18 protein-coding genes, 1 tRNA gene and 1 pseudogene are annotated in these 19786 nt (G+C 68.4%); 17 read left to right on the forward strand and 3 right to left on the reverse strand.

Features of this window, described 5'->3' with window-relative positions; all coding sequences use genetic code 11:
* The first annotated feature begins 26 nt into the window (after window positions 1-26).
* Both nth and WEA29_06700 read left to right on the forward strand, forming a co-directional pair.
* Window positions 27-698: an endonuclease III gene (nth, locus tag WEA29_06695; protein MEX2323444.1), complete on the forward strand. Its 672-nt coding sequence runs from the start codon at window positions 27-29 to the stop codon at window positions 696-698.
* Window positions 695-2014 carry an MATE family efflux transporter gene (locus tag WEA29_06700; GenBank protein MEX2323445.1) on the forward strand — a complete coding sequence of 440 codons (1320 nt, stop codon included), beginning with the start codon at window positions 695-697 and terminating at the stop codon, window positions 2012-2014. The genes nth and WEA29_06700 overlap by 4 nt, the downstream gene beginning before the upstream one ends.
* Here WEA29_06700 and WEA29_06705 read toward each other — a convergent pair.
* Together WEA29_06705 and WEA29_06710 are read right to left on the reverse strand one after the other, a co-directional pair.
* Window positions 1956-3209, reverse strand: a complete 1254-nt coding sequence (locus WEA29_06705; GenBank protein ID MEX2323446.1) for an MFS transporter — start codon at window positions 3207-3209, stop codon at window positions 1956-1958. The two genes, WEA29_06700 and WEA29_06705, sit on opposite strands and share 59 nt — an antisense overlap.
* A complete protein-coding gene (locus tag WEA29_06710; GenBank protein MEX2323447.1) occupies window positions 3210-3536 on the reverse strand; it encodes a tRNA-binding protein in 327 nt (108 codons plus the stop codon).
* A 46-nt stretch (window positions 3537-3582) separates the two neighbouring features.
* Between WEA29_06710 and WEA29_06715 the strand changes: the two genes are divergently transcribed.
* The 9 genes and pseudogenes from WEA29_06715 to WEA29_06755 all read left to right on the forward strand — a co-directional run bounded on the left by WEA29_06715 (window position 3583) and on the right by WEA29_06755 (window position 11972).
* Entirely contained in the window at window positions 3583-4329 is a 747-nt protein-coding gene (locus tag WEA29_06715) for a cytochrome c biogenesis protein CcdA (GenBank protein ID MEX2323448.1), read from the forward strand.
* Between the two features lie 148 nt (window positions 4330-4477).
* Window positions 4478-4864, forward strand: a pseudogene (locus tag WEA29_06720) (anthranilate synthase component I).
* A 235-nt stretch (window positions 4865-5099) separates the two neighbouring features.
* On the forward strand, window positions 5100-5894 hold the full coding sequence (locus tag WEA29_06725; GenBank protein ID MEX2323449.1) for an anthranilate synthase component I family protein: 795 nt from the start codon (window positions 5100-5102) through the stop codon (window positions 5892-5894).
* The gene (locus WEA29_06730) at window positions 5887-6834 is read left to right on the forward strand and encodes a glycine cleavage T C-terminal barrel domain-containing protein (protein ID MEX2323450.1); all 948 of its coding nucleotides are present in this window, start codon (window positions 5887-5889) and stop codon (window positions 6832-6834) included. Before WEA29_06725 ends, WEA29_06730 begins: the two co-directional genes overlap by 8 nt.
* Before the next feature lie 39 nt (window positions 6835-6873).
* The gene (locus tag WEA29_06735) at window positions 6874-7677 is read left to right on the forward strand and encodes an indole-3-glycerol phosphate synthase TrpC (GenBank protein MEX2323451.1); all 804 of its coding nucleotides are present in this window, start codon (window positions 6874-6876) and stop codon (window positions 7675-7677) included.
* Window positions 7674-8276 (forward strand): phosphoribosylanthranilate isomerase, encoded by a 603-nt coding sequence (locus WEA29_06740; GenBank protein MEX2323452.1) that lies wholly within the window; start codon window positions 7674-7676, stop codon window positions 8274-8276. Before WEA29_06735 ends, WEA29_06740 begins: the two co-directional genes overlap by 4 nt.
* A gap of 5 nt (window positions 8277-8281) precedes the next feature.
* Window positions 8282-9439, forward strand: a complete 1158-nt coding sequence (gene trpB / locus WEA29_06745; GenBank protein ID MEX2323453.1) for a tryptophan synthase subunit beta — start codon at window positions 8282-8284, stop codon at window positions 9437-9439.
* Window positions 9436-10227, forward strand: coding sequence for a tryptophan synthase subunit alpha (gene trpA / locus WEA29_06750; protein MEX2323454.1), 792 nt, complete (start codon window positions 9436-9438; stop codon window positions 10225-10227). Before trpB ends, trpA begins: the two co-directional genes overlap by 4 nt.
* Window positions 10228-10265: 38 nt before the next feature.
* On the forward strand, window positions 10266-11972 hold the full coding sequence (locus WEA29_06755) for an NAD+ synthase (protein ID MEX2323455.1): 1707 nt from the start codon (window positions 10266-10268) through the stop codon (window positions 11970-11972).
* On the opposite strand, the gene WEA29_06760 is transcribed toward WEA29_06755, so the two are convergent.
* Window positions 11973-12245 carry a hypothetical protein gene (locus WEA29_06760; protein ID MEX2323456.1) on the reverse strand — a complete coding sequence of 91 codons (273 nt, stop codon included), beginning with the start codon at window positions 12243-12245 and terminating at the stop codon, window positions 11973-11975.
* A 38-nt stretch (window positions 12246-12283) separates the two neighbouring features.
* On the opposite strand from WEA29_06760, the gene WEA29_06765 reads away from it, so the two are divergent.
* The 6 genes from WEA29_06765 (at window position 12284) to tatA (ending at window position 19781) form a co-directional block, all read left to right on the forward strand.
* Window positions 12284-12366 (forward strand) — tRNA-Leu (locus WEA29_06765).
* Between the two features lie 114 nt (window positions 12367-12480).
* Window positions 12481-15105 (forward strand): DNA polymerase I, encoded by a 2625-nt coding sequence (polA, locus tag WEA29_06770; protein MEX2323457.1) that lies wholly within the window; start codon window positions 12481-12483, stop codon window positions 15103-15105.
* Window positions 15106-15423: 318 nt separating this feature from the next.
* On the forward strand, window positions 15424-16713 hold the full coding sequence (gene rpsA / locus WEA29_06775; protein MEX2323458.1) for a 30S ribosomal protein S1: 1290 nt from the start codon (window positions 15424-15426) through the stop codon (window positions 16711-16713).
* Between the two features lie 72 nt (window positions 16714-16785).
* Window positions 16786-17361 carry a dephospho-CoA kinase gene (gene coaE, locus WEA29_06780; GenBank protein MEX2323459.1) on the forward strand — a complete coding sequence of 192 codons (576 nt, stop codon included), beginning with the start codon at window positions 16786-16788 and terminating at the stop codon, window positions 17359-17361.
* A 33-nt stretch (window positions 17362-17394) separates the two neighbouring features.
* Window positions 17395-19407: an excinuclease ABC subunit UvrB gene (uvrB, locus tag WEA29_06785; protein ID MEX2323460.1), complete on the forward strand. Its 2013-nt coding sequence runs from the start codon at window positions 17395-17397 to the stop codon at window positions 19405-19407.
* A gap of 146 nt (window positions 19408-19553) precedes the next feature.
* Complete coding sequence (tatA, locus tag WEA29_06790) at window positions 19554-19781, forward strand: twin-arginine translocase TatA/TatE family subunit (protein ID MEX2323461.1); 228 nt, start codon at window positions 19554-19556, stop codon at window positions 19779-19781.
* Window positions 19782-19786 lie beyond the last annotated feature (5 nt).

A 19786-nucleotide genomic window follows, 5' to 3' on the forward strand; every position in this document is an offset into this window, starting at 1 on the left:
GGGCCGGTCGGTAGCATCGGCAGTCGATGCCCGACGCGCCGGATCAGCCGACCCCGCAGGCTCGCCGCCGAGCGGCGCGCATCCTCGCCCGTCTCACCGAGCGCTATCCGGCCGCGGAGACCGCACTGCGCTACGACGATGCCTGGCAGCTGCTCGTGGCGACGGTGCTCAGCGCTCAGACCACCGACGAGATGGTCAACCGGGTGACGCCGCCTCTGTTCGCCCGTTGGCCGACACCCGAGGATCTCGCCAACGCAGACCCCGAGGAGGTGGAGGCCGTGGTGCGTTCCACCGGCTTCTTCCGGCAGAAGACCCGATCGATCATCAGCCTCAGTAGGGACCTGGTCGTGCGGTTCGGGGGGGTCGTGCCCGACGACCTGGACCGCTTGGTGGAATTGCGCGGCGCCGGACGCAAGACGGCGAGTGTGGTGCTGGCAGAGGCCTTCGGTGCCCCGGCCATCGCGGTGGACACCCATGTGAAACGGGTGGCGGGGCGCCTCGATCTGACCCGGCACCGGGATCCGACGAAGATCGAAGGAGATCTCAAGGCCCTGTTCCCCAGGCGCCTATGGGCAGGCGTGTCGATGCGCTTCATTCAGTTCGGCCGCGATGTCTGTGACGCCCGGCGCCCCCGGTGCTGGGAGTGTCCGCTGGCCCGCACCTGCCGCTGGCCGGACAAGGCGACGCGGCCGTCGTGAGACTCGGCCGCTCGCCTCACGATGGGGCAATCGCCGCCCTAGCCATCCCGGCGCTCGGTTCGCTGATCGCCGACCCCCTGCTCAGCCTGGTGGACACGGCGTTCGTGGGCCGTCTCGGCACCGACGCCCTGGCCGCGCTCGGCGTGTCCGCTGCCGTGTTCGGCGTGGCCTTCTTCGTGTTCAATTTCCTCGAGTACGGCACGACGTCGGAGGTGGCCAAGGCGGTGGGGCGGGGGGACGGTGCGGCCGCGGGGAGGGCGGTGACCACCGCCCTCGGCCTGGCTGTCGTCTGCGGCGCGGCGGTGTCCCTGGGACTGATCGTGTCGGCCGAGAGCCTGGTGCGTCTCTTCGGTGGAACGCCCGCGGTGGTGGCTCTGGGGGCGACGTATGTGGGCATCCGTGCGCTGGCAGCTCCTGCGGTGCTCTTCGTGCGGGCTGCCAACGGAGCCCTTCGTGGCTTCCAGGACACGACCACGCCGATGGTCGTGGCCATCGCCATCAACGCACTCAACCTGGCGCTGGACCCGATCCTCATATTCGGATTCGGCATGGGGATCGCCGGAGCCGCCTGGGCGACGGTCGCTGCTCAGTGGTGTGCCGCCGTCGCTTTCCTAATCATCTTCCGACGCAGGATGGCTCGGTACGGGATCGTCGGGGTCCGGCCGGTCGCCGGCGAAGTGCGACGGTTCCTGCGGGTGGGGAGGGATCTGGTGATACGGACGGCGTCATTGCTGGCCACCTTCACGCTCGCCACCGCCGTGGCGACCCGGGTGTCCAGCCTCGCTGTCGCCGCCCACCAGGTGATGTCGCAGCTGTTCCTTCTCATGGCCCTCGCCCTCGACGCCCTCGCCATCGCCGCCCAGGCGCTGGTCGGGCTCTACGTGGGTGCCGCTCGGAACGAGGAGGCCAGAGCCGTCGCCGACCGCCTCCTGGTCCTGGGCCTCGGGGTGGGAGTGATGTTGTCCGGCGTCCTCGCCGCGGTCGGATGGGTCCTGCCGGGCTGGTTCAGCAGCGATCCCGACGTGCACGCCGCCATCGGTTCGGCGTATTGGATCCTCGTCGCCCTCCAACCGTTGGCCGCCGTGGTGTTCGTTTGGGACGGCGTCTTCATCGGCCTGGGTGACTTCCGGTTCCTCGCCCGGGCGATGGTGCTCTCAGCGCTGGTCGCCGGAGGCTCACTCCTGTTGGTGGTGCCCCTCGGGTTGGGGCTGCCCGGCGTGTGGTGGGGTCTGGTGCTCTTCCTCGCCGTTCGGGCGGTCACACTGGGATGGCGCCGGTGGGCGGATCGTTCCCCTCTGCGTGTTCATGGATCGTGAGCCCCTTGGTCTCGGGGAGCCCGACGAGAGCGGTGGTGGCAAGGGCAAGGGCAACACCGAGGGCGCCGATGGTCACCGACAGGCCCCAGGCGTCCACGGCGAATCGCCCGGCGGCGAATCCGATCAGACCGCCGGCGATGGCCGCGTTGACCAGCCACGCCGCCGCCGTGGACCTGATCTCGGTGGGGAAGAGCTCGGACCGGTGTGAGGCGAAGGCGGGAGCGAAGGCGGACCCTCCGAGAGTGGCGAGAAACATGGCGACGCCCAGGAGCCACCCCTCCACGGAGTAGAAGGCGACGCCGCCGACCACCCCCACGCCGATGGCAATCGCTTGTGTCGGGCGTCGTCCGGCGGTGTCGGCAAGTCGACCGCCGATGAGGAGGCCGAGGATCACCCCGGGCGTGCTGCTGAGAACCAGCATGAGCGATGCGGCTCCGGTCGACCAGGCGAGACCGTTCTCCAGGCGGATGAGGGCCAGGTTGGCCACCGGGCTGCTGAAGGCCGACAGGGCGAACGAGAGCGCTGCCATCCTCCAGAACCGGCCGGCGTGCGTCGGGCCGAGGACGGCGGTGAGGCGCTGACGGCGGGGAGGCGGCGTGAAGGCACGGGATTCGCGGAGGCTGCGGGTGAGGAAGGGGAGTACGAGGATCGGCGCCGAACTGAGCAGGAAGAGGAGCCGCCACGCGGTCGGATCGGCATCGGCGAGTGGTCTCAGCAGGAGTCCGAGCCCGGTGCCCATGGAGCCGAGGAGTGAGTAGAGGGCGATGGCGTAGCCGCGGATCGCCGGGGCCACCTCCTCGGCGAGTACGACGATGGCGAGGGCGCCGATGGCGATGGTCCCGATGCGGGCCACCGACTGGAGGGCGACGAAGGAGGCGAAGGAGGCGGTGAGGCCGGTCGCCAGGTTGCCGGCCGTGAGGATCAGCAGGGCGATGAGCAGCGGTCGGCGACGGCCGCGGTGATCACTCCACCATGACAGGACGATGGCCACCAGGGCCACGGCTCGCACGACGGCCATCAGGTCGAAGACGCGGGCATCGCTCAGGGCGAACTCGGTCTGGACGAAGGGCAACGCGTGGGTGATGGCCGAACCCGCCCATCCCTGGGTGATCCCGACGATGCCAAACAGGGCGAGGATCCGCCACTCCCGTCTGGTCACCGGTTGCGGGGGGCGGAGGGTCAGCGAGATCCCCACTCAGGCGATCTCGCTGCCGGGGGGCACCGGCCGATCGGGTCTCAGGACGACGACGCCGTCCTCGGTGACCGCGCCGAGGACGAGGACGTCCGACCGAAAGCCACCGACCCGGATCGGCTCGAAGCCGGTGACCGCGACCACCTGGGTTCCGACCAACTCCTCGGGGCGATAGAGGTCGGCGATCTTCGCCGACGACTGGAGGGTGCCCAGGTCGCCGAAATCGATCCACAGTCTGTAGGCGGTATCGCGGGCACCGTCGTTGATCTCGGCGCGCAGGACGGTGCCGGCGCGAACCGCGAGTCCATGCCAGTCGGTGATGGTCGGCACCGGGCGAGGTTACCGGGAGCGCACCAAACCGGATACCGTGCTGGCCATGGAGATCGCCGGCGTCAGCATCCTCGCCGCTTTCGTGTTCGGGGTTCTGTCGTTTCTGTCCCCGTGTGTGCTGCCGTTGCTCCCGGGCTATCTGGCGATGATGTCGGGGTACTCGGTGACCGAGGTGGCCGATGGCTCGGTGTCGACCCGCCGGATGCTGCGGGTCACGCTCCTCTTCGTCCTCGGCTTCACCGTGGTGTTCGTGGCTCTCGGGGCCACCGCCACCGCCGTCGGGTCGTCCCTGCTGCGCAACGCGATCGACATCGGCCGGATCGCCGGATGGTTCGTGCTGGCGATGGGGTTGTTCCTGGTGGTCACCGGGATCTGGGCGCCCGGTTTCATGATGGGTCTCATGCGGGAGCGGCGTGCCGACGTGTGGCCGTCCCGTCTCGGAGTGTGGGCACCCCCGGTCATGGGTGCTGCGTTCGGCTTCGCCTGGACGCCGTGTATCGGCCCGACCCTGGGAGCCATCCTGACGGTGGCCGGCACTCAGAGCACCGTCGCTGCCGGGATGGTCCTGCTGTTCGCGTACAGCCTCGGTCTCGGGGTGCCCTTCGTCCTCGCCGGGGTCGGGATCGGGCGGCTCTATGGTGCCTTCGAGTGGCTGCGACGGCGCGCCCGGGTGATATCGGTGGTGTCGGGTGCCCTGCTCATGGCGTTCGGGGTGCTGATGATCACCGGTGGCCTGTTCCGGGTCAGCTCCTGGTTCCAGCGGTGGCTCCCCGATATGTTCTGGAACGTGTAGAGCGAGGAGCCAGGGGCGAGGGGCGAGGGGCCAAGAGGCGAAAGCCAGCCGGTCGAGGGTCTGGGACTCGGGGCATGCGGGGTAGCCTCTGACCGTGCGCTTCACGCCAGATCGCGACGACTTCATCACCATGGCTGCCGACCACTCGATGGTGCCGGTTCGTCTCGAGCTGATCGCCGACCGGTGGACCCCGGTGGCGCTGTTCGAACGGCTCGCCGGTGATGGACCCGCCTTCCTCCTCGAGTCGGTGGAGGGCGGCGAGCGCTGGGGTCGCTGGTCGTTCGTGGGTTGGGATCCGCTGTTCGTCGTGGAGGCCGAGGCTGACGGCGCGGTGATCTCGGAAGCGGGGACCGACCTGTCGGGTCTCGACCCGCTGCAGGCTCTGGAGACGGTGGTTGGTGCCCATCGAACACCTGATGCCCCCGGGCTGCCGCCCCTGCACAGCGGGCTGGTCGGCTATCTCGGCTACGACGCGGTGCGGTACATCGAGCATCTCCCCGATCGTCCACCCGACGACCGAGACCTGCCGCTCATGTCGTGGCAGGCGGTCGGATCGCTCGCCGCCTTCGACCATCTCCGCCAGCGGGTCACGCTGCTGCGCAACGTGATCGTGACCGGCGCCGATCCGGGCACTGGGTACGACGACGCCGTAGCTCGTCTCAGCGAGGCCGTGGCGGCGCTGGAGGCGCCCGGTCCGGTCGGCCGCCGTCGGCGGCTTCGATGGCGCCGGACCGATCGACGCCTCACCCACCCTGGGACGCGAGGAGTTCATGTCGATCGTGCGCTCGCTGAAGGAGCACATCGCCGCCGGGGACGCCTTCCAGGTGGTGCCCTCGGTGCGGTTCGACGTCGAAGACGTCGGCGACCCGTTTGCCGTGTACCGGGCACTCCGCCTCTCCAACCCGTCGCCCTACATGTTCTTCTTGAGAACCGCCTCGGTGACGATCGTCGGGTCGTCCCCGGAACTGATGGTGCGGGTGCGCGACGGGAAGGTGAGCAGCAGGCCCATCGCCGGTACGCGACCCCGAGGTGGCAACGAGGCCGAGGACGCCGCTCTCGAAGCGGAGCTGTGTGCCGACGAGAAGGAACGCGCCGAGCACGTGATGCTCGTGGACCTGGCCCGCAACGATGTCGGGCGGGTGGCCCGGTACGGGACGGTGTCGGTCGACGAGTTGATGGTGGTCGAGCGGTACTCCCATGTGATGCACATCGTCTCGGCCGTCTCCGGCGATCTGCGCGACGGGGTGACCGCGGTCGACGTCGTGCGCGCCACGTTCCCTCACGGGACCGTCACCGGGGCCCCAAAGGTGCGGGCCATGCAGTTGATCGATGAGATGGAGCCGACGGCCCGGGGACCGTACGCCGGCGCCGTTGGTTACCTGGACTTTTCCGGCAACCTCGACACCGCCATCGCCCTGCGCACCCTGATCACCCGGGACGGCGCCGGATGGGTGCAGGCGGGGGCGGGTGTGGTCGCCGACAGCGACCCTGCCGCTGAGTACGAGGAGTGCCGCGCCAAGGCGGCGGCGGTACTGGCGGCCATCGCGGCAGCACGCCATGTCTGAGTCGGTGTCGCCGCCGTCCTACGGGGACGTGACTGCGGAGTATGGAGCCCTGGTCGACGGGTGTGCCGCCATCGAGGGTTCCCGTCACCTGGTGTGGGTGAGGGGTTCGGATGCGGTGGCGTTTCTCGACGGTCAGATCAGCCAGGACGTCGCCGGGATGGAGCCCGGTACGGTCGCCCGGTCGTTCCTGCTCGAGCCCCGCGGAAAGATCGTCGCCCTCCTGTGGGTGCTGCGGGGTGAATCCGAAGTGGGCCTGGTCATCGACGCCGGACGAACCCGGGAAGTCGTCGATGCCCTCGAGCGGTTCAGATTCCGGGTGGACGCCACCCTGGAGGAGGCGCTGCCGTTGGTGGAACTGTGGGGCCCGGAGACGGATGCCGCTCTCGACCGACTCGGACTGGGCGGTGTGGCGGGGTGGAGCCGCGTCGACGATGGCATCGTGGCCCGACTCCCGTCCCGGTCGCCCGTCGTGACCCTGACCGGGGTCGAGGCCGCCAGGCTCGACTCTGCTGGAGTGGTCCGGGTCGGGACCATCGCCGCCACCACCGTGCGGATCGAGTCGGGGGAGCCGGTCTCAGGGGTCGACATCGACGAGACGACGATTCCTCAGGAGACCGGCCTGGTCGATGAGGCGGTGTCGTTCACCAAGGGCTGCTTCCTGGGACAGGAGCTCGTCGCTCGCATCGACTCGCGGGGTCGGGTGAATCGCCATCTTCGTGGCGTCGTGATGACCGAGAATCTGATCCCACCGGTGGGGGCCATCGTCGGGCACGAGGGGGTCGACGTGGGTCGCCTCACCTCGGTGGGCGAGTCACTGCGCGTCGGCGCGCCCATCGCCTTGGCCCTGGTGCGACGCGAGGTCGAGCCCGAAGCGACGGTGCGGGTGAGCTGGGACGGTGGCTCGGCTGGAGCCGTGGTGCGTAGCCTGCCCCTGGCGTGATCGCGGGTCGTTGCACGCGGTAGGTACCGTGGGCCGACGATGACGGCTGCCGACACCGATATCACCCCGCAGGCAGTGCTCCGGCGACTCGTCGACGGCTCGCGGGAACGAGCCGAGTCGTTGCGGCCTCATCTGGATCGGCTCGTCGGCCACTGCGCCACGATGGCGCCGGTGCGGAGCCTCGGAGCCGCTCTGCGACAGCCCGGCATGAGCATCATCGCCGAGATCAAGCGGCGCTCGCCGTCCGTCGGACCGATCGCCCCCGACGTCGATGCCATCGCCCTCGCCCATGCCTACCAGGCCGGTGGGGCGGCAGCGGTGTCGGTGCTCACCGAGCCGATCGGCTTCGGTGCCTGGCCGGCTGATCTACCCGCGGTGGCGCGTCACGCCGACCTACCCACGCTGCGCAAGGACTTCGTGGTCGAGGCCGTCCAGGTCTGGGAGACACGGGCAATGGGGGCGGACGCCGTGCTGCTGATCGTCGCCATCCTCGGCGATGGTGCCCTGGCGCGCCTGCTCGCCGAGGCCCGCGCCGCCGGGTTGGAGGCCCTCGTCGAAGCGCACACCGGGGCCGAGGTCGCCGCCGCGGTCGACGCCGGGGCCGACATCGTGGGTGTCAACAACCGCGATCTCGGCACCTTTGCCGTCGATCTGGCCACTGCCGAGCGGCTGCGGGCTGCGATACCAGACGGCGTGGTCACGGTGGCCGAGAGCGGGGTGTCGTCGCCGGCGGCCGCCGCCCGCATGACCGACGCCGGATATGACGCCATCCTGGTCGGGGAGGCGGCGTCGCGGGCTGCCGATCCCACCGGCTTCATCGCCTCACTACGGACCGCTCGATGACCTGGGTTAAGCTCTGCGGGCTCACCAATCGCCCCGACGTCGACGTCTCGGTGGAGGCGGGGGCCGACGCCGTCGGCGTTGTCGTCGAGGCTGATTCGCCACGGTCGGTCGACCTGCGAGTGGCGGCGGAGCTGATCGCCGGACTCGAGGTGTCGACGGTGATGGTGACGGTCGACGAGCCCGCGGACCGACTGGTGGCGATCGCCAGCGAAGCGGGATTCACCGGCATCCAGCCACACGGCCGCCACGCCAGTGAGGCGGCGAAGGCCGGTATCGCGGCCGGCCTCCTCGTCTTGTTCCCGGTCGCGGTCGGCGCGGAGCCGCCGGATCTCTCTGCGGTGCCCGACGGAGCCGTGCCGCTGCTCGACACGGCCGAGCCGAAGCGCCATGGGGGCACGGGCCGGTCCTTCGACTGGGCGCTGGCCACTGACCCGGGTCGGCGCATCGTGCTGGCCGGGGGACTGACTCCGACGACGGTGGCCGGGGCGGTGGCCGCTGTCCACCCCTGGGGGGTCGACGTGGCTAGCGGGGTGGAGCGGTCGCCCGGCGTCAAGGATCACGATGCGGTCAGGTCGTTCGTGCGGGAGGCGAAGCGGTGACCGTCATGAGCCGCCCCGACGATCGCGGACGATTCGGTGCCTATGGCGGCCGATTCGCCCCAGAAACCCTCATCCCGGCGTTGGAGGCGTTGGAGGAGGAGTTCGAGGCGGCGATGACGGATCCCGGGTTCCTGGGAGAGCTGTCCGATCTGCTCCGCGACTTCGTGGGAAGACCGACCCCACTGTACCAGGCGAGCCGTCTGTCGGAGACGTTGGGTGTTCAGGTGCTGCTCAAGCGGGAGGACCTCGCCCATACCGGCGCCCACAAGATCAACAACACCGTCGGCCAGGGCCTGCTCGCCCGCCGGATGGGGAAGCCCCGGGTCATCGCCGAGACCGGGGCGGGCCAGCACGGGGTGGCGACGGCGACGGCCTGCGCCCTGTTCGGCCTCGAGTGCGAGGTCTTCATGGGCGCGGTCGACATCGAACGCCAGGCGATCAACGTCGACCGCATGCGGATGTTGGGAGCCACGGTGAAACCGGTGACCGCCGGTGCCGGAACCCTGAAGGACGCGGTGAGCGCCGCCCTCCGCGATTGGGTGGCCACGGTCGAGACCACCCACTACATCATCGGGTCGGTAGTCGGTCCGCATCCTTTCCCGACCATCGTCAGGGAGTTCCAACGGGTGATCGGCGAGGAGACGTTGACCCAACTGGGGGATCGTCGCCCCGACGTGGTCGTGGCTTGCGTGGGTGGCGGGTCGAACTCGATGGGCATGTTCCATCCCTTCGCCGACCGCGAGGTGGACCTGGTGGGTGTCGAGGCCGGGGGAGACGGGCTGAGCAGCGGGCGCCATGGGGCGACGCTCTCCGCCGGCAGTCCCGGGGTCCTTCATGGCGCGATGACCTACATGCTCCAGGACGACGAGGGCCAGGTGCTCGAGGCCCACTCGATCTCGGCGGGCCTCGACTATCCCGGGGTCGGTCCGGAGCACGCCTACTTCAAGGATGCCGGCATCGCCCGGTACGAGTCGGTTACCGATGACGAGGCGGTCGAGGCCATGACCCTGCTCTCGGCTCTCGAGGGCATCGTGCCCGCCCTCGAGTCGGCCCACGCCATCGCCTGGATCGCGCGGGAGCGAATCGCGCTGGCGGGCAAGACGGTGGTCGTGTGTCTCAGCGGCCGCGGGGACAAGGATCTCGACCTCGTGCGGAATCGATGACTCTGGCGGCGGCGCTGCGCGCCGCCAGGTCGGAGGGGCGGACCCTGCTCCTCCCGTACCTCATGGCGGGTGTGCCGACCCGGGAGGCGACGGTCGATCTCTTCATGGCGATGACCGAGGCAGGTGCCGACGGGTTCGAGGTCGGGATCCCGTACGCCGATCCGCTCATGGACGGCCCGGTCATCGAGGCGGCAGGACGGTTGGCCCTCTCCTCGGGGACCACATTCGGCCGGGGGATGGAGTTGGCTGCACAGGTCGCCGACCGCACCGGGCTGCCGTGTGTGGTGATGACCTATGTGAACCCCATCCTGCGGCGGGGATACGAGCGCTTCTGTGCCGAGGTGGCCGCGGCGGGCCTCGACGGCATGATTGCCGCCGACCTCCCGGTGGACGAGGGTGAGCCACTGGCGATGGTCGCTAAGGAAGCCGGTGTCTCGCTCATACCGCTGGTGGCGCCGACGACGTCTCTCGAGCGGATCGGCCGCGCCGCCGCCATGGATCCGCCGTTCATCTACGCGGTGGCCGAGTTGGGAGTCACCGGCGAGCGCGCCGGGCCGAGCGAGGGTGCCTCCAGGCTGGTCGCTCGGATCCGCCAGGTGACCGACCTCCCGGTGGGGATGGGTGTGGGCATCTCGACCCCGGAACAGGCCCGGGACGCCGCCATGGTGGCCGACGCCGTGATTGTCGGGACGGCCGTGGTGCGCCGGGTCATGGAGGCCGGATCCAGCCGGGAGGCAACCCGGGCACTCACCGACCTGGTTGCTTCCCTGCGCGCCGCCATCGACTGATCGCAGTGGCGGGTGGCGGCGCGCCTAGCCTGACCGCCATGACCGACTTCTTGCGGGTTGCGGGCGCCCAGATCGACGTCAGCGTCGGAGATCTCGACGGCAATGGTGACCGCATCGTCGAGGCGATCGGATGGGCCGAGGAGATCGGCGCCGACGTCATTCTGTTTCCCGAGCTCGCGGTCACTGGCTATCCGCCGGAGGATCTGTTGCTCCGAGAGGCGTTCCTGACCGCCAGCATCGAGACGCTGCATCGAATCGCCGCCGCTACCGGCAACACGACGGCGGTGGTCGGGTTCGTGGACCGCGGCTACTCGTCGGCGCGCCACGACGCCGGCCCGCCCCGACTCCACAATGCAGCCGCGCTCCTCCAGGGCGGGCGGCTGCGCGGCGTGTATCACAAGCGCCTCCTCCCCAACTACGGGGTGTTCGACGAGGACCGCTACTTCGTGGCGGGTCGGTCCCCGGGGGCTCTCTGGGAGATCAACGGGGTCGTGGCCGGGGTGTCGATCTGCGAGGACATCTGGGTCGCCGATGGCCCCCACGCAGCGCAGGCGGACGCCGGAGCCGACATCCTGCTCAACATCAACGGTTCGCCGTTCCACCGGGGAAAGGGAGGGGAGCGGGCTGCGATGCTCGCCGAGCGAGCTCGAGCGACCGGTCTGCCGCTCGTCTACCTCAACATGATCGGGAGCCAGGACGAGCTGGTGTTCGATGGACAGAGCATGGTCTTCGACGCCGCGGGCTCGCTGCTGTACCGGGGGCCGCAGTTCGCCGAGGACCTCTTCTGGGTGGACGTGCCGCTCTCGGAGTCGGGGCGAGCCGGTGTGGAGGCGACGGTGGTGAGCAACGGGGATCTGCTTGAGGATGAGCCGGAACCGCCGCCGGCCAGCCATCCGCCGTTGGACGATCTCGCCGAAGTGTACGCAGCCCTCACTCACGGGCTCGAGGGCTATGTGCGCAAGAACGGGTTCAACGGCGTCGTCATCGGTCTCTCCGGGGGGATCGACTCGTCCCTCACGGCAGCCGTCGCAGCCGACGCGCTGGGCGCCGATGGTGTGTGGGGGGTGGCGATGCCGTCGCGCCACAGCAGCGGAGGTTCCATCACCGATGCCCGGGCGCTCGCCGAGAACCTGGGGATCCGCTTCGACGTCGTGTCGATCGAGCCACCGTACACCGGATTCCTGGAGACCCTCGAGCCGCTCTTCGCCGGTCGTGAGCCCGGCGTCGCCCACGAGAACCTCCAGGCCCGCATCCGGGGGGCGATCCTCATGGCGCTGTCCAACGAGTTCGGCGGGATGCTGCTCACCACCGGTAACAAGTCGGAGATGTCCGTGGGCTACGCCACGCTCTACGGCGACATGGCGGGGGGCTTCTCGGTGCTCAAGGACGTCTACAAGACCCTGGTGTGGGATCTGGCCCGCTGGCGGAATCGCGACGGGGAGGTCATCCCCCAGGCCAGCATCGACAAGCCGCCGTCGGCCGAGCTGCGTGACGACCAGTTGGACACCGACAGCCTGCCTCCCTACGCCGAGCTGGATCCGATCCTCGAGCAGTACATCGAGGGGGACGCGTCGGTGCGCAGCATCGTCGCCGACGGGTTCGACGCCGGTCTCGTCGCCCGCATCGCACGCATGGTCGACGCCAACGAGTACAAGCGTCGCCAGGCGGCACCGGGCGTCCGGATCACCACGAAGGGCCTGGGCCGAGATCGGCGCCTGCCGATCACCAACCACTTCCGAGGCTGATCAGTCGAGACGCGACAACAGCGTCGCCCGCTTCTCCTGGAGGCGTGCGAGCTGCCGCTCGAGCCGGTCGGTCACGGCTTGGAATCGAGCCACATCGGCGCCGGTTATGCGAGCGTCCTCGCGTTCGATCGGTCCACCGACGGCGGCGTCACGCCGAGCATCGTCGTCCAGGTGTCGATGGATGATCAACTCCTCTTTGGTGAGGCGGAGCTGCTCGTCGAGGGCGACGGTCTGGTCGGCGATGGCGAGAAGCCGTCGTTCGATGCGCTTCACGGAGGCATGGTACGCCGGGCGTATCATGGCGAGGCCTCGCCGGGGTGGTGGAACGGCAGACACGATGGACTCAAAATCCATTGTCCGAAAGGACGTGCGGGTTCGACTCCCGCTCCCGGCACGGGCGTTCGGGCCTGCGGCCCGAACGCAGCTACCAGTGACCGGCTGCCAGCTACCAGCCAGAGAAGGGCCGACTCCGTTCTGGCTGGTAGCTGGCAGCCGGTAGCCTCCCTCTGTGCCCACCCTCGCTCTCCTCGACGGTCACTCACTGGCCTACCGCGCCTTCTACGCGCTGCCCAGCGACCTGGCCACGGCATCCGGGCAGGTCACCAACGCGGTGTACGGGTTCACCTCGATGCTCATCAAGTTGCTCGGTGACGAGCGGCCCGACGCACTGGCCGTTGCCTGGGACACGCCGAAGGCGACCTTTCGCAGCGAGCGGTTCCCGGACTACAAGGCACAGCGCGAGGCGGCCCCGGACCTCTTCAGGTCTCAGCTGCCGCTGATCCGGGAGGTCGCCGAGGTCTTGCGCATCCCGCAGTTTGAGGCTCCCGGATGGGAGGCCGACGACATCATCGCCACGCTGGCCCGTCGCGCCGACGAGGCGGGATGGCAGGTGCTCGTGGTCACCGGCGACCGGGACGCCTTTCAGTTGATCGGCGGCGGGATTCGGGTCTACTACACGCGCCGGGGGATCACCGACACGATCACCGCCGACGCCTCCTACGTTCAGGATCGGTACGGGGTCACTCCGGCGCAGTACGTCGACTATGCCGCCCTGCGCGGCGACTCCTCCGACAACCTTCCCGGGGTGCCGGGAGTGGGGGAGAAGACGGCCTCGCGGCTCATCTCCTCCTACGGCTCGCTGGAGGGCATCTACGAGCATCTCGACGAGCAGACGCCGAAGCTACGCGAGAACCTCGAGGCAAACCGTGATCAGGCGTTCCTCAACCGTGAACTGACCCGACTGGTGGAGGATGTCGAGATCGATGCCGTACCGGATGATCTGGCCGTGCGGGAGTGGGATCCCACCGAGGTGCGGACGGTGTTCGATGGGCTCGCCTTTCGATCACTCTGGGATCGGCTGCGTGAGCTCGGTGGCGGCGAACCGATGGAGAGCGCCGAGCTGCTCGAGGTCGAGGTGGCGACGGTCGACGGCAACGCCTTGCCTGCGGGCGATCGGCTGGCTCTCGAAGGAGTGTGGGACGGGGCCGACCTGATCGGCTTCGCCGTCGCCGGCGACGATGGATCGGGTTGGTTCGTCCCGTTCGACCGCGCCATCGGCCTGACCGATCGCCTGTCTGATCCGGCTATCGGCAAGGCGATGCATGACGCCAAGCCGGTGATCCGCGCCTTGCTCGACGCAGGACTGGACCTGCAGGGCCTCACCTTCGACACGGCCCTGGCCGCCTACCTCATCGACCCGGCGCGTGGCACCCAGAGCCTGTCCGAGCTGGCAGGGCGACATCTCTCGGTCGACATCGAGACAGAGAGGGCGGGGACCGCCGCTGCCCAGGGAGCCCTCGACTTCGACGCTTCCGGACCCGACGTCGAGGGCGCGGTGCGTCGAGCAACCGCGGTGGCACGGCTCGTCGAACCGCTGGGCGAGCAAGTGGAGGCCCGGGGCGGTCGGGATCTGTACAACCTGGTGGAGCTCCCGCTGGTCCGCGTGCTGGCACGAATGGAGCAGGCGGGCATCCTCATCGACCGCGACTACCTGGAAACGCTCGGCACCGGTCTTCGGGATCGGCTCGCCACCCTCGAGGCCGACATCTACGAGAGTGCCGGTGAGCCGTTCAACATCAACTCCACGCTCCAGCTGCGCGAGGTGCTATTCGACCGCCTCGGCCTGACCGTGACCAAGAAGACGCCGAAGGGCCTGCCGTCGACCGACGCCTCCGTGCTCCAGAAACTCGTCGATGAGCACCCGGTGGTCGAGCACCTGCTGCGGTTCCGGGAGCTGGAGAAGCTGCGGTCGACCTATGTCGACGGCCTGTTGCCGCTGCTCGAGGACGACGGACGGATCCGCTGCGTCTTCAACCAGACCGGCGCCGCCACCGGGCGCATCTCCTCGGAGCGACCGAACATGCAGAACATCCCGGTCAGGTCGGAGGAGGGCCGCACCATCCGTCGGGCCTTCGTGGCACCACCGGGATCGGTGTTCGTCGTGGCCGACTACAGCCAGATCGAGCTGCGGATACTGGCCCACATGAGCGAGGACGCCGGTCTGGTCGGCGCCTTCGTGGAGGGGCAGGACATCCACACCGCCACCGCGGCGCGGGTGTTCGCTGTGGATCCGGGGGCGGTGAGCCCGGACCAGCGTCGGTTCGCCAAGGTGATCAACTTCGGACTGCTGTACGGCATGGAGGCGTACGGTCTCGCCCAGCGTCTTGAGATCGGCAACGACGAGGCGAAGGCTCACATAGAGGCGTACTTCTCGCAGTTCCCGGGGGTCAAGGACTTCATGGGTGGCATCGTCGCCGAGGCGCGCAACACCGGGTACACCGAGACCATCCTGGGCCGGCGGCGCTACCTGCCTGAACTGACGTCGGACAACTTCCGGGAGCGTCAGGCGGGGGAGCGGATGGCCCTCAACGCCCCGATCCAGGGATCCGCGGCAGACATCATCAAAAAGGCGATGGTGGATCTGGATGCCGAGATCGAGCGTGACCGCCTGCCGGCGGCGATGCTCCTGCAGGTGCACGACGAGTTGGTCCTCGAGGTGGAGGCGAGTGCAACGGACAGTCTCCTCGAGCGGGTCCGACGAGTCATGGAGGGCATCGTGGAGCTGCGGGTACCGCTCACCGTCGACATCGGTGTCGGACCGTCGCTGGGGGAGATAGAGCGTCTCTCGCCGTGATCGCGGTGTCGGGCCTGTCGGGCCTGTGATACGCTGGCGCCGTCTTCGGGCAGTCTGCTCGGAGAAGTCCCATCCTTGAGGTATCCAACTGCAATGACCGACGAGACCGTGACCGCGCCCGGAGACGAATCCGAAGCGCCCGAGGAGACCGCCCCTGAGGCGGCTCAGCCCGAAGCGACCATCGACGAGGCGACTGAAGCCGCCGAGAAGGTCGACATCGAAGAACCCGCCGAGGCACCGACACCGGCTGCAGCCCATGCCGGCGAGGCGGCTGCCCCCACCAGCGACCGCCTCAAGGTGGCCGATCTGGCCGCCGCCATGGCCGAACTGGGGGAGCTCGGGGATGACCTGTCCGAAGAGGCCTTTGCCGACGCCGTCGAGCGGACGGTCGTCGAGTTTTCCGAGGGCAGCCTGATCAGCGGCACCGTGGTTCGCATCGATCCGGACGAAGTCATGGTCGACATCGGGTTCAAGTCTGAGGGTGTCATCCCGGTCAAGGAACTGTCCATCCGCAACACGGTCAACCCCAACGACATCGTGTCGGTGGGCGATCCGATCGAGGCGATGGTTCTCCAGATGGAGGACTCCGAGGGCCGGCTGATCCTGTCCAAGAAGCGCGCCCAGTACGAGCGCGCTTGGGGGCAGATCGAACAGATCATGGAGTCGAAGGGAACCGTCACCGGCACGGTCATCGAGGTCGTCAAGGGCGGTCTCATCGTCGACATCGGGCTGCGCGGGTTCCTCCCCGCATCCCTGGTGGAGCTGCGCCGGGTGCGTGACCTGCACCCCTACATCGGCCAGCCCCTCGAGGCGAAGGTGATCGAACTCGACAAGAGCCGCAACAACGTGGTGTTGTCCCGGCGCGCCTACCTGGAGGAGGAGCAGGCCGAACAGCGCCAGGCCTTCCTCGACGAGCTCAAGGAGGGCGAGATCCGCGAGGGCGTCGTGTCCTCGGTGGTGAACTTCGGAGCCTTCGTCGATCTCGGTGGCATGGATGGTCTGGTGCACGTCTCCGAGCTGTCGTGGCAGCACGTCAGCCACCCCTCCGAGATGGTGTCGGTGGGGGACAAGGTGACCGTCAAGGTGCTCGAAGTCGACCTCGACCGGGAGCGGATCTCGCTGTCGGTCCGACAGACGAAGGACGACCCATGGGCGACCTTCGGTGAGGCGCACCACGTCGGCGACGTGGTCGACGGCACGGTCACCAAGACGGTCCCGTTCGGCGCCTTCGTTTCCGTGGCCGACGGTGTCGAGGGGCTGGTGCATGTCTCCGAGATCGCCATGCACCATGTCGACAGCCCGGAGCTCGAGCTCTCCGTCGACCAAGCGGTACAGGTGAAGATCACCGAGATCGACCCGGAGCGTCGCCGCATCAGTCTGTCGATCAAGCAGGCCATGCCCGAGTGGGAGAGTCGCAGCCAGTGGCAGGACGACGCCGACACCGGCGGTAGCCCGGAGCGCGGCGGCGCCAAGCGCAAGAAGTTGGATACCTTCGAAGCGGAGGACACCGAGAGCGACAGCGAGCCCGAACCGAGCAGCTTCAGCGCCGACGCCTCCCTGGAGGCGATCCTCGAAGAGCTCAAGCAGCGGGGTATCGGCCGCAAGTAGGGGAGGCGCGATTCGCAATTCGCGATTCGCAATTCGCAAGCCCGCGGTTCGCGACGCGTAACGTCTGACGCGATGGCTGATGTGTTCATCATCACGGGTGGGATCGGGAGCGGGAAGAGCGCCGCGGCCCGGGTCTTTCGCGACTTGGGAGCCGAGGTGATCTCGGCCGACGATGAGGGGCACGCCGTTCTGGCTTCTGATGGGGAGGCGTTTGCTGCGGTCAGCGAGCGGTGGCCGGGCGTGGTGAACGGCGGGACGATCGATCGGTCGGCTCTCGCCACCATCGTCTTCGCCGACCCGGTCGAGCTCGCCGCCCTGGAAGCGCTGACCCACCCGGCGATTCGGTCGCGGATCCTCTCCGCCATCGCTGCGTCCGACGCCGGATTCGTTGCGGTCGAGACGCCCATCCCGGCGTTCCTCCCCGCCGACTGGCCCCGTGTGGTCGTCGATGCTCCCTACGGGCTCAGAGTGGACCGGCTGCTCGGGAGGGGGATGGGTCCCGGCGACATCAAGGCCCGCATGGCGGCACAACCATCGCGTGGCGAGTGGCTTGCCCTCGCCGACCTGGTCGTCGACAACTCGGGCGACCTGACCACCCTGGCACACGAGTGCCATCTCGTCTGGAACGAGCTTCTGTCTGGAGCCTGATCCGGAATCTGATCCTGACGGTATCGTCCTCCCGTGCGCCCCTTTCGCGTTCAGTCCGACTATCGACCGGCGGGTGACCAGCCGCGCGCCGTCGCCGAGCTCGCCGCAGGCATCGAGGCCGGGGAGCGGTTTCAGACGCTGCTCGGGATCACCGGCTCCGGGAAATCGGCGACGATCGCCTGGCTGATCGAGGCGGTGCAGCGGCCCGCCCTCATCCTGGCGCCCAACAAGGCACTCGGCGCTCAGCTGGCGAACGAGTTCCGGCAGTTCTTCCCCGAGAACCGCGTCGAGTACTTCGTGTCGTATTACGACTACTACCAACCCGAGGCGTACCTACCGCAGAGCGACACCTACATAGAGAAGGACTCATCGGTCAACGACGAGATCGACCGACTGCGACACTCGGCGACTGCCGCCCTGCTCACCCGACGAGACGTGGTCATCGTCGCCTCGGTGTCGGCGATCTATGGGCTGGGGTCGCCAGAACAGTACGAGGGTCACCTGCTCCGGCTGGTGAGGGGGGTGGAATACCCGATGGCGGACGCCGTGCGGCGGCTGGTCGGCATGCAGTACGAGCGCAACGAGATCAACCTCGCCCGCGGTCGCTTCCGGGTTCGCGGCGACACGCTGGAGATCCACCCCGCCAACGAGGAGGTCATCACCCGCGTCGAGTTCTTCGGGGACGAGGTCGAACGCATCATGATGATGAACCCGGTCACCGGGGAGGTGGTCGAGGAGGCCAGCGAGGCCTGGGTGTATCCGGCCACCCATTACTCGACCACCCGGGACGCCTTGGACCGATCGATGGTCGCCATAGAGGAGGAGCTGGCAGACCGGTTGCGGTGGTTCGAACGACACGACAAGCTGCTCGAAGCGCAGCGGTTGCGCATGCGGACCCATTACGACCTGGAGATGCTGCGCGAGCTCGGCTACTGCAACGGCATCGAGAACTATTCGCGCCATCTGGACGGCAGGGCTCCCGGCCAGGCGCCGTACACCCTGCTCGACTACTTCCCCGACGACTTCCTCATGATTCTCGATGAGAGCCACGTCAGCATCCCTCAGCTACACGGCCAGTACGCCGGTGACCGCAGCCGCAAAGAGGTGCTCGTCGAGCACGGCTTCCGGCTCCCCTCCGCCATGGACAACCGACCGCTCGAGTTCAACGAGTGGCTGGAGCGGGTCGGTCAGGTCGTGTTCCTGTCGGCGACGCCCGGACCATGGGAACTCCAGCACTCGACGCGCATCGTCGAGCAGATCATCCGACCCACCGGGCTCGTTGACCCGGAAGTGATCGTGCGCCCCACCAAGGGACAGATCGACGACCTCATGGGGGAGATCAACGCTTGCGTCGCCCAGGATCAGAGGGTCCTGGTGACGACGCTGACCAAGAAGATGGCCGAAGACCTGTCCGAGTACTTCTTGGAGATCGGAGTCAATGCCCGCTATCTGCACTCCGACATCGACACGCTCGAACGGGTGCAGATCCTGCGCGACCTGCGTCTGGGGGAGTTCGACGTCCTCATCGGTATCAACCTGTTGCGCGAGGGCCTCGACCTGCCGGAGGTGGGGATGGTGGCCATCCTCGACGCCGACAAGGAGGGCTTCCTGAGGTCGGAGACCTCGCTCATCCAGACGATCGGGCGAGCGGCGCGCAACGTGGACGGTCAGGTCATCATGTACGCCGACTCGGTGACCGGCTCGATGCGCCGCGCCCTGGACGAGACCAACCGCCGGCGCGCCGTCCAGCAGGCGTACAACGAGGAGCACGGCATCGACCCGCAGACGATCCGCAAGAAGGTGTCGGACATCCTCGAGCTGGTGCAGAGTCGCGACGCCCCGTCGGTGGACCGCCGCCGCCGGGAGGTCGAGACCCGCGCCGCGCTCGACCTCCCGGTCGATGACCTCGACCGTCTCATCCGGAGTCTCGAGGAGGAGATGAAGGAGGCGGCCTCGGAGCTTCGGTTCGAGTACGCCGCTCGGCTGCGCGACGAGGTAAACGATCTGAAGCGGGAGTTGAAGGAGATGGCGGAGGCGGCACGATAGGCGTGCCGCCGTTACCAGTTACCGGTTACCAGTTACCGGTTACCCGTTGCCTGTGTCCGCGGTAAGCGGCACGCGTGGCATGCCGCTTGTTGCCGGTTGCCAGTTGCCCGTGCCCGCGACGCCCCGGCATGCCGTAGACTCGGCGCATGTTCAGACAGATCGGTGCTGGTGAGATCCTCTTGATCCTTGCCGTGCTCATCCTCTTGTTCGGTGCCAAGAAGCTCCCCGAGCTGGCGCGTTCGCTCGGCAAGTCGGCCCGTGAGCTCCGCAAGGGCATGGAAGACGACACCGACGAAGAAGACGACGACGAGGAAGACGACGACAAGCCCGCCGCCACCGGCATTGCCAACGACGACACCACCGATCTGACCTGACCCCA

Source organism: Acidimicrobiia bacterium, assembly GCA_040902765.1.
Taxonomy (GTDB): Bacteria; Actinomycetota; Acidimicrobiia; order Spongiisociales; family UBA11373; genus DATKBG01.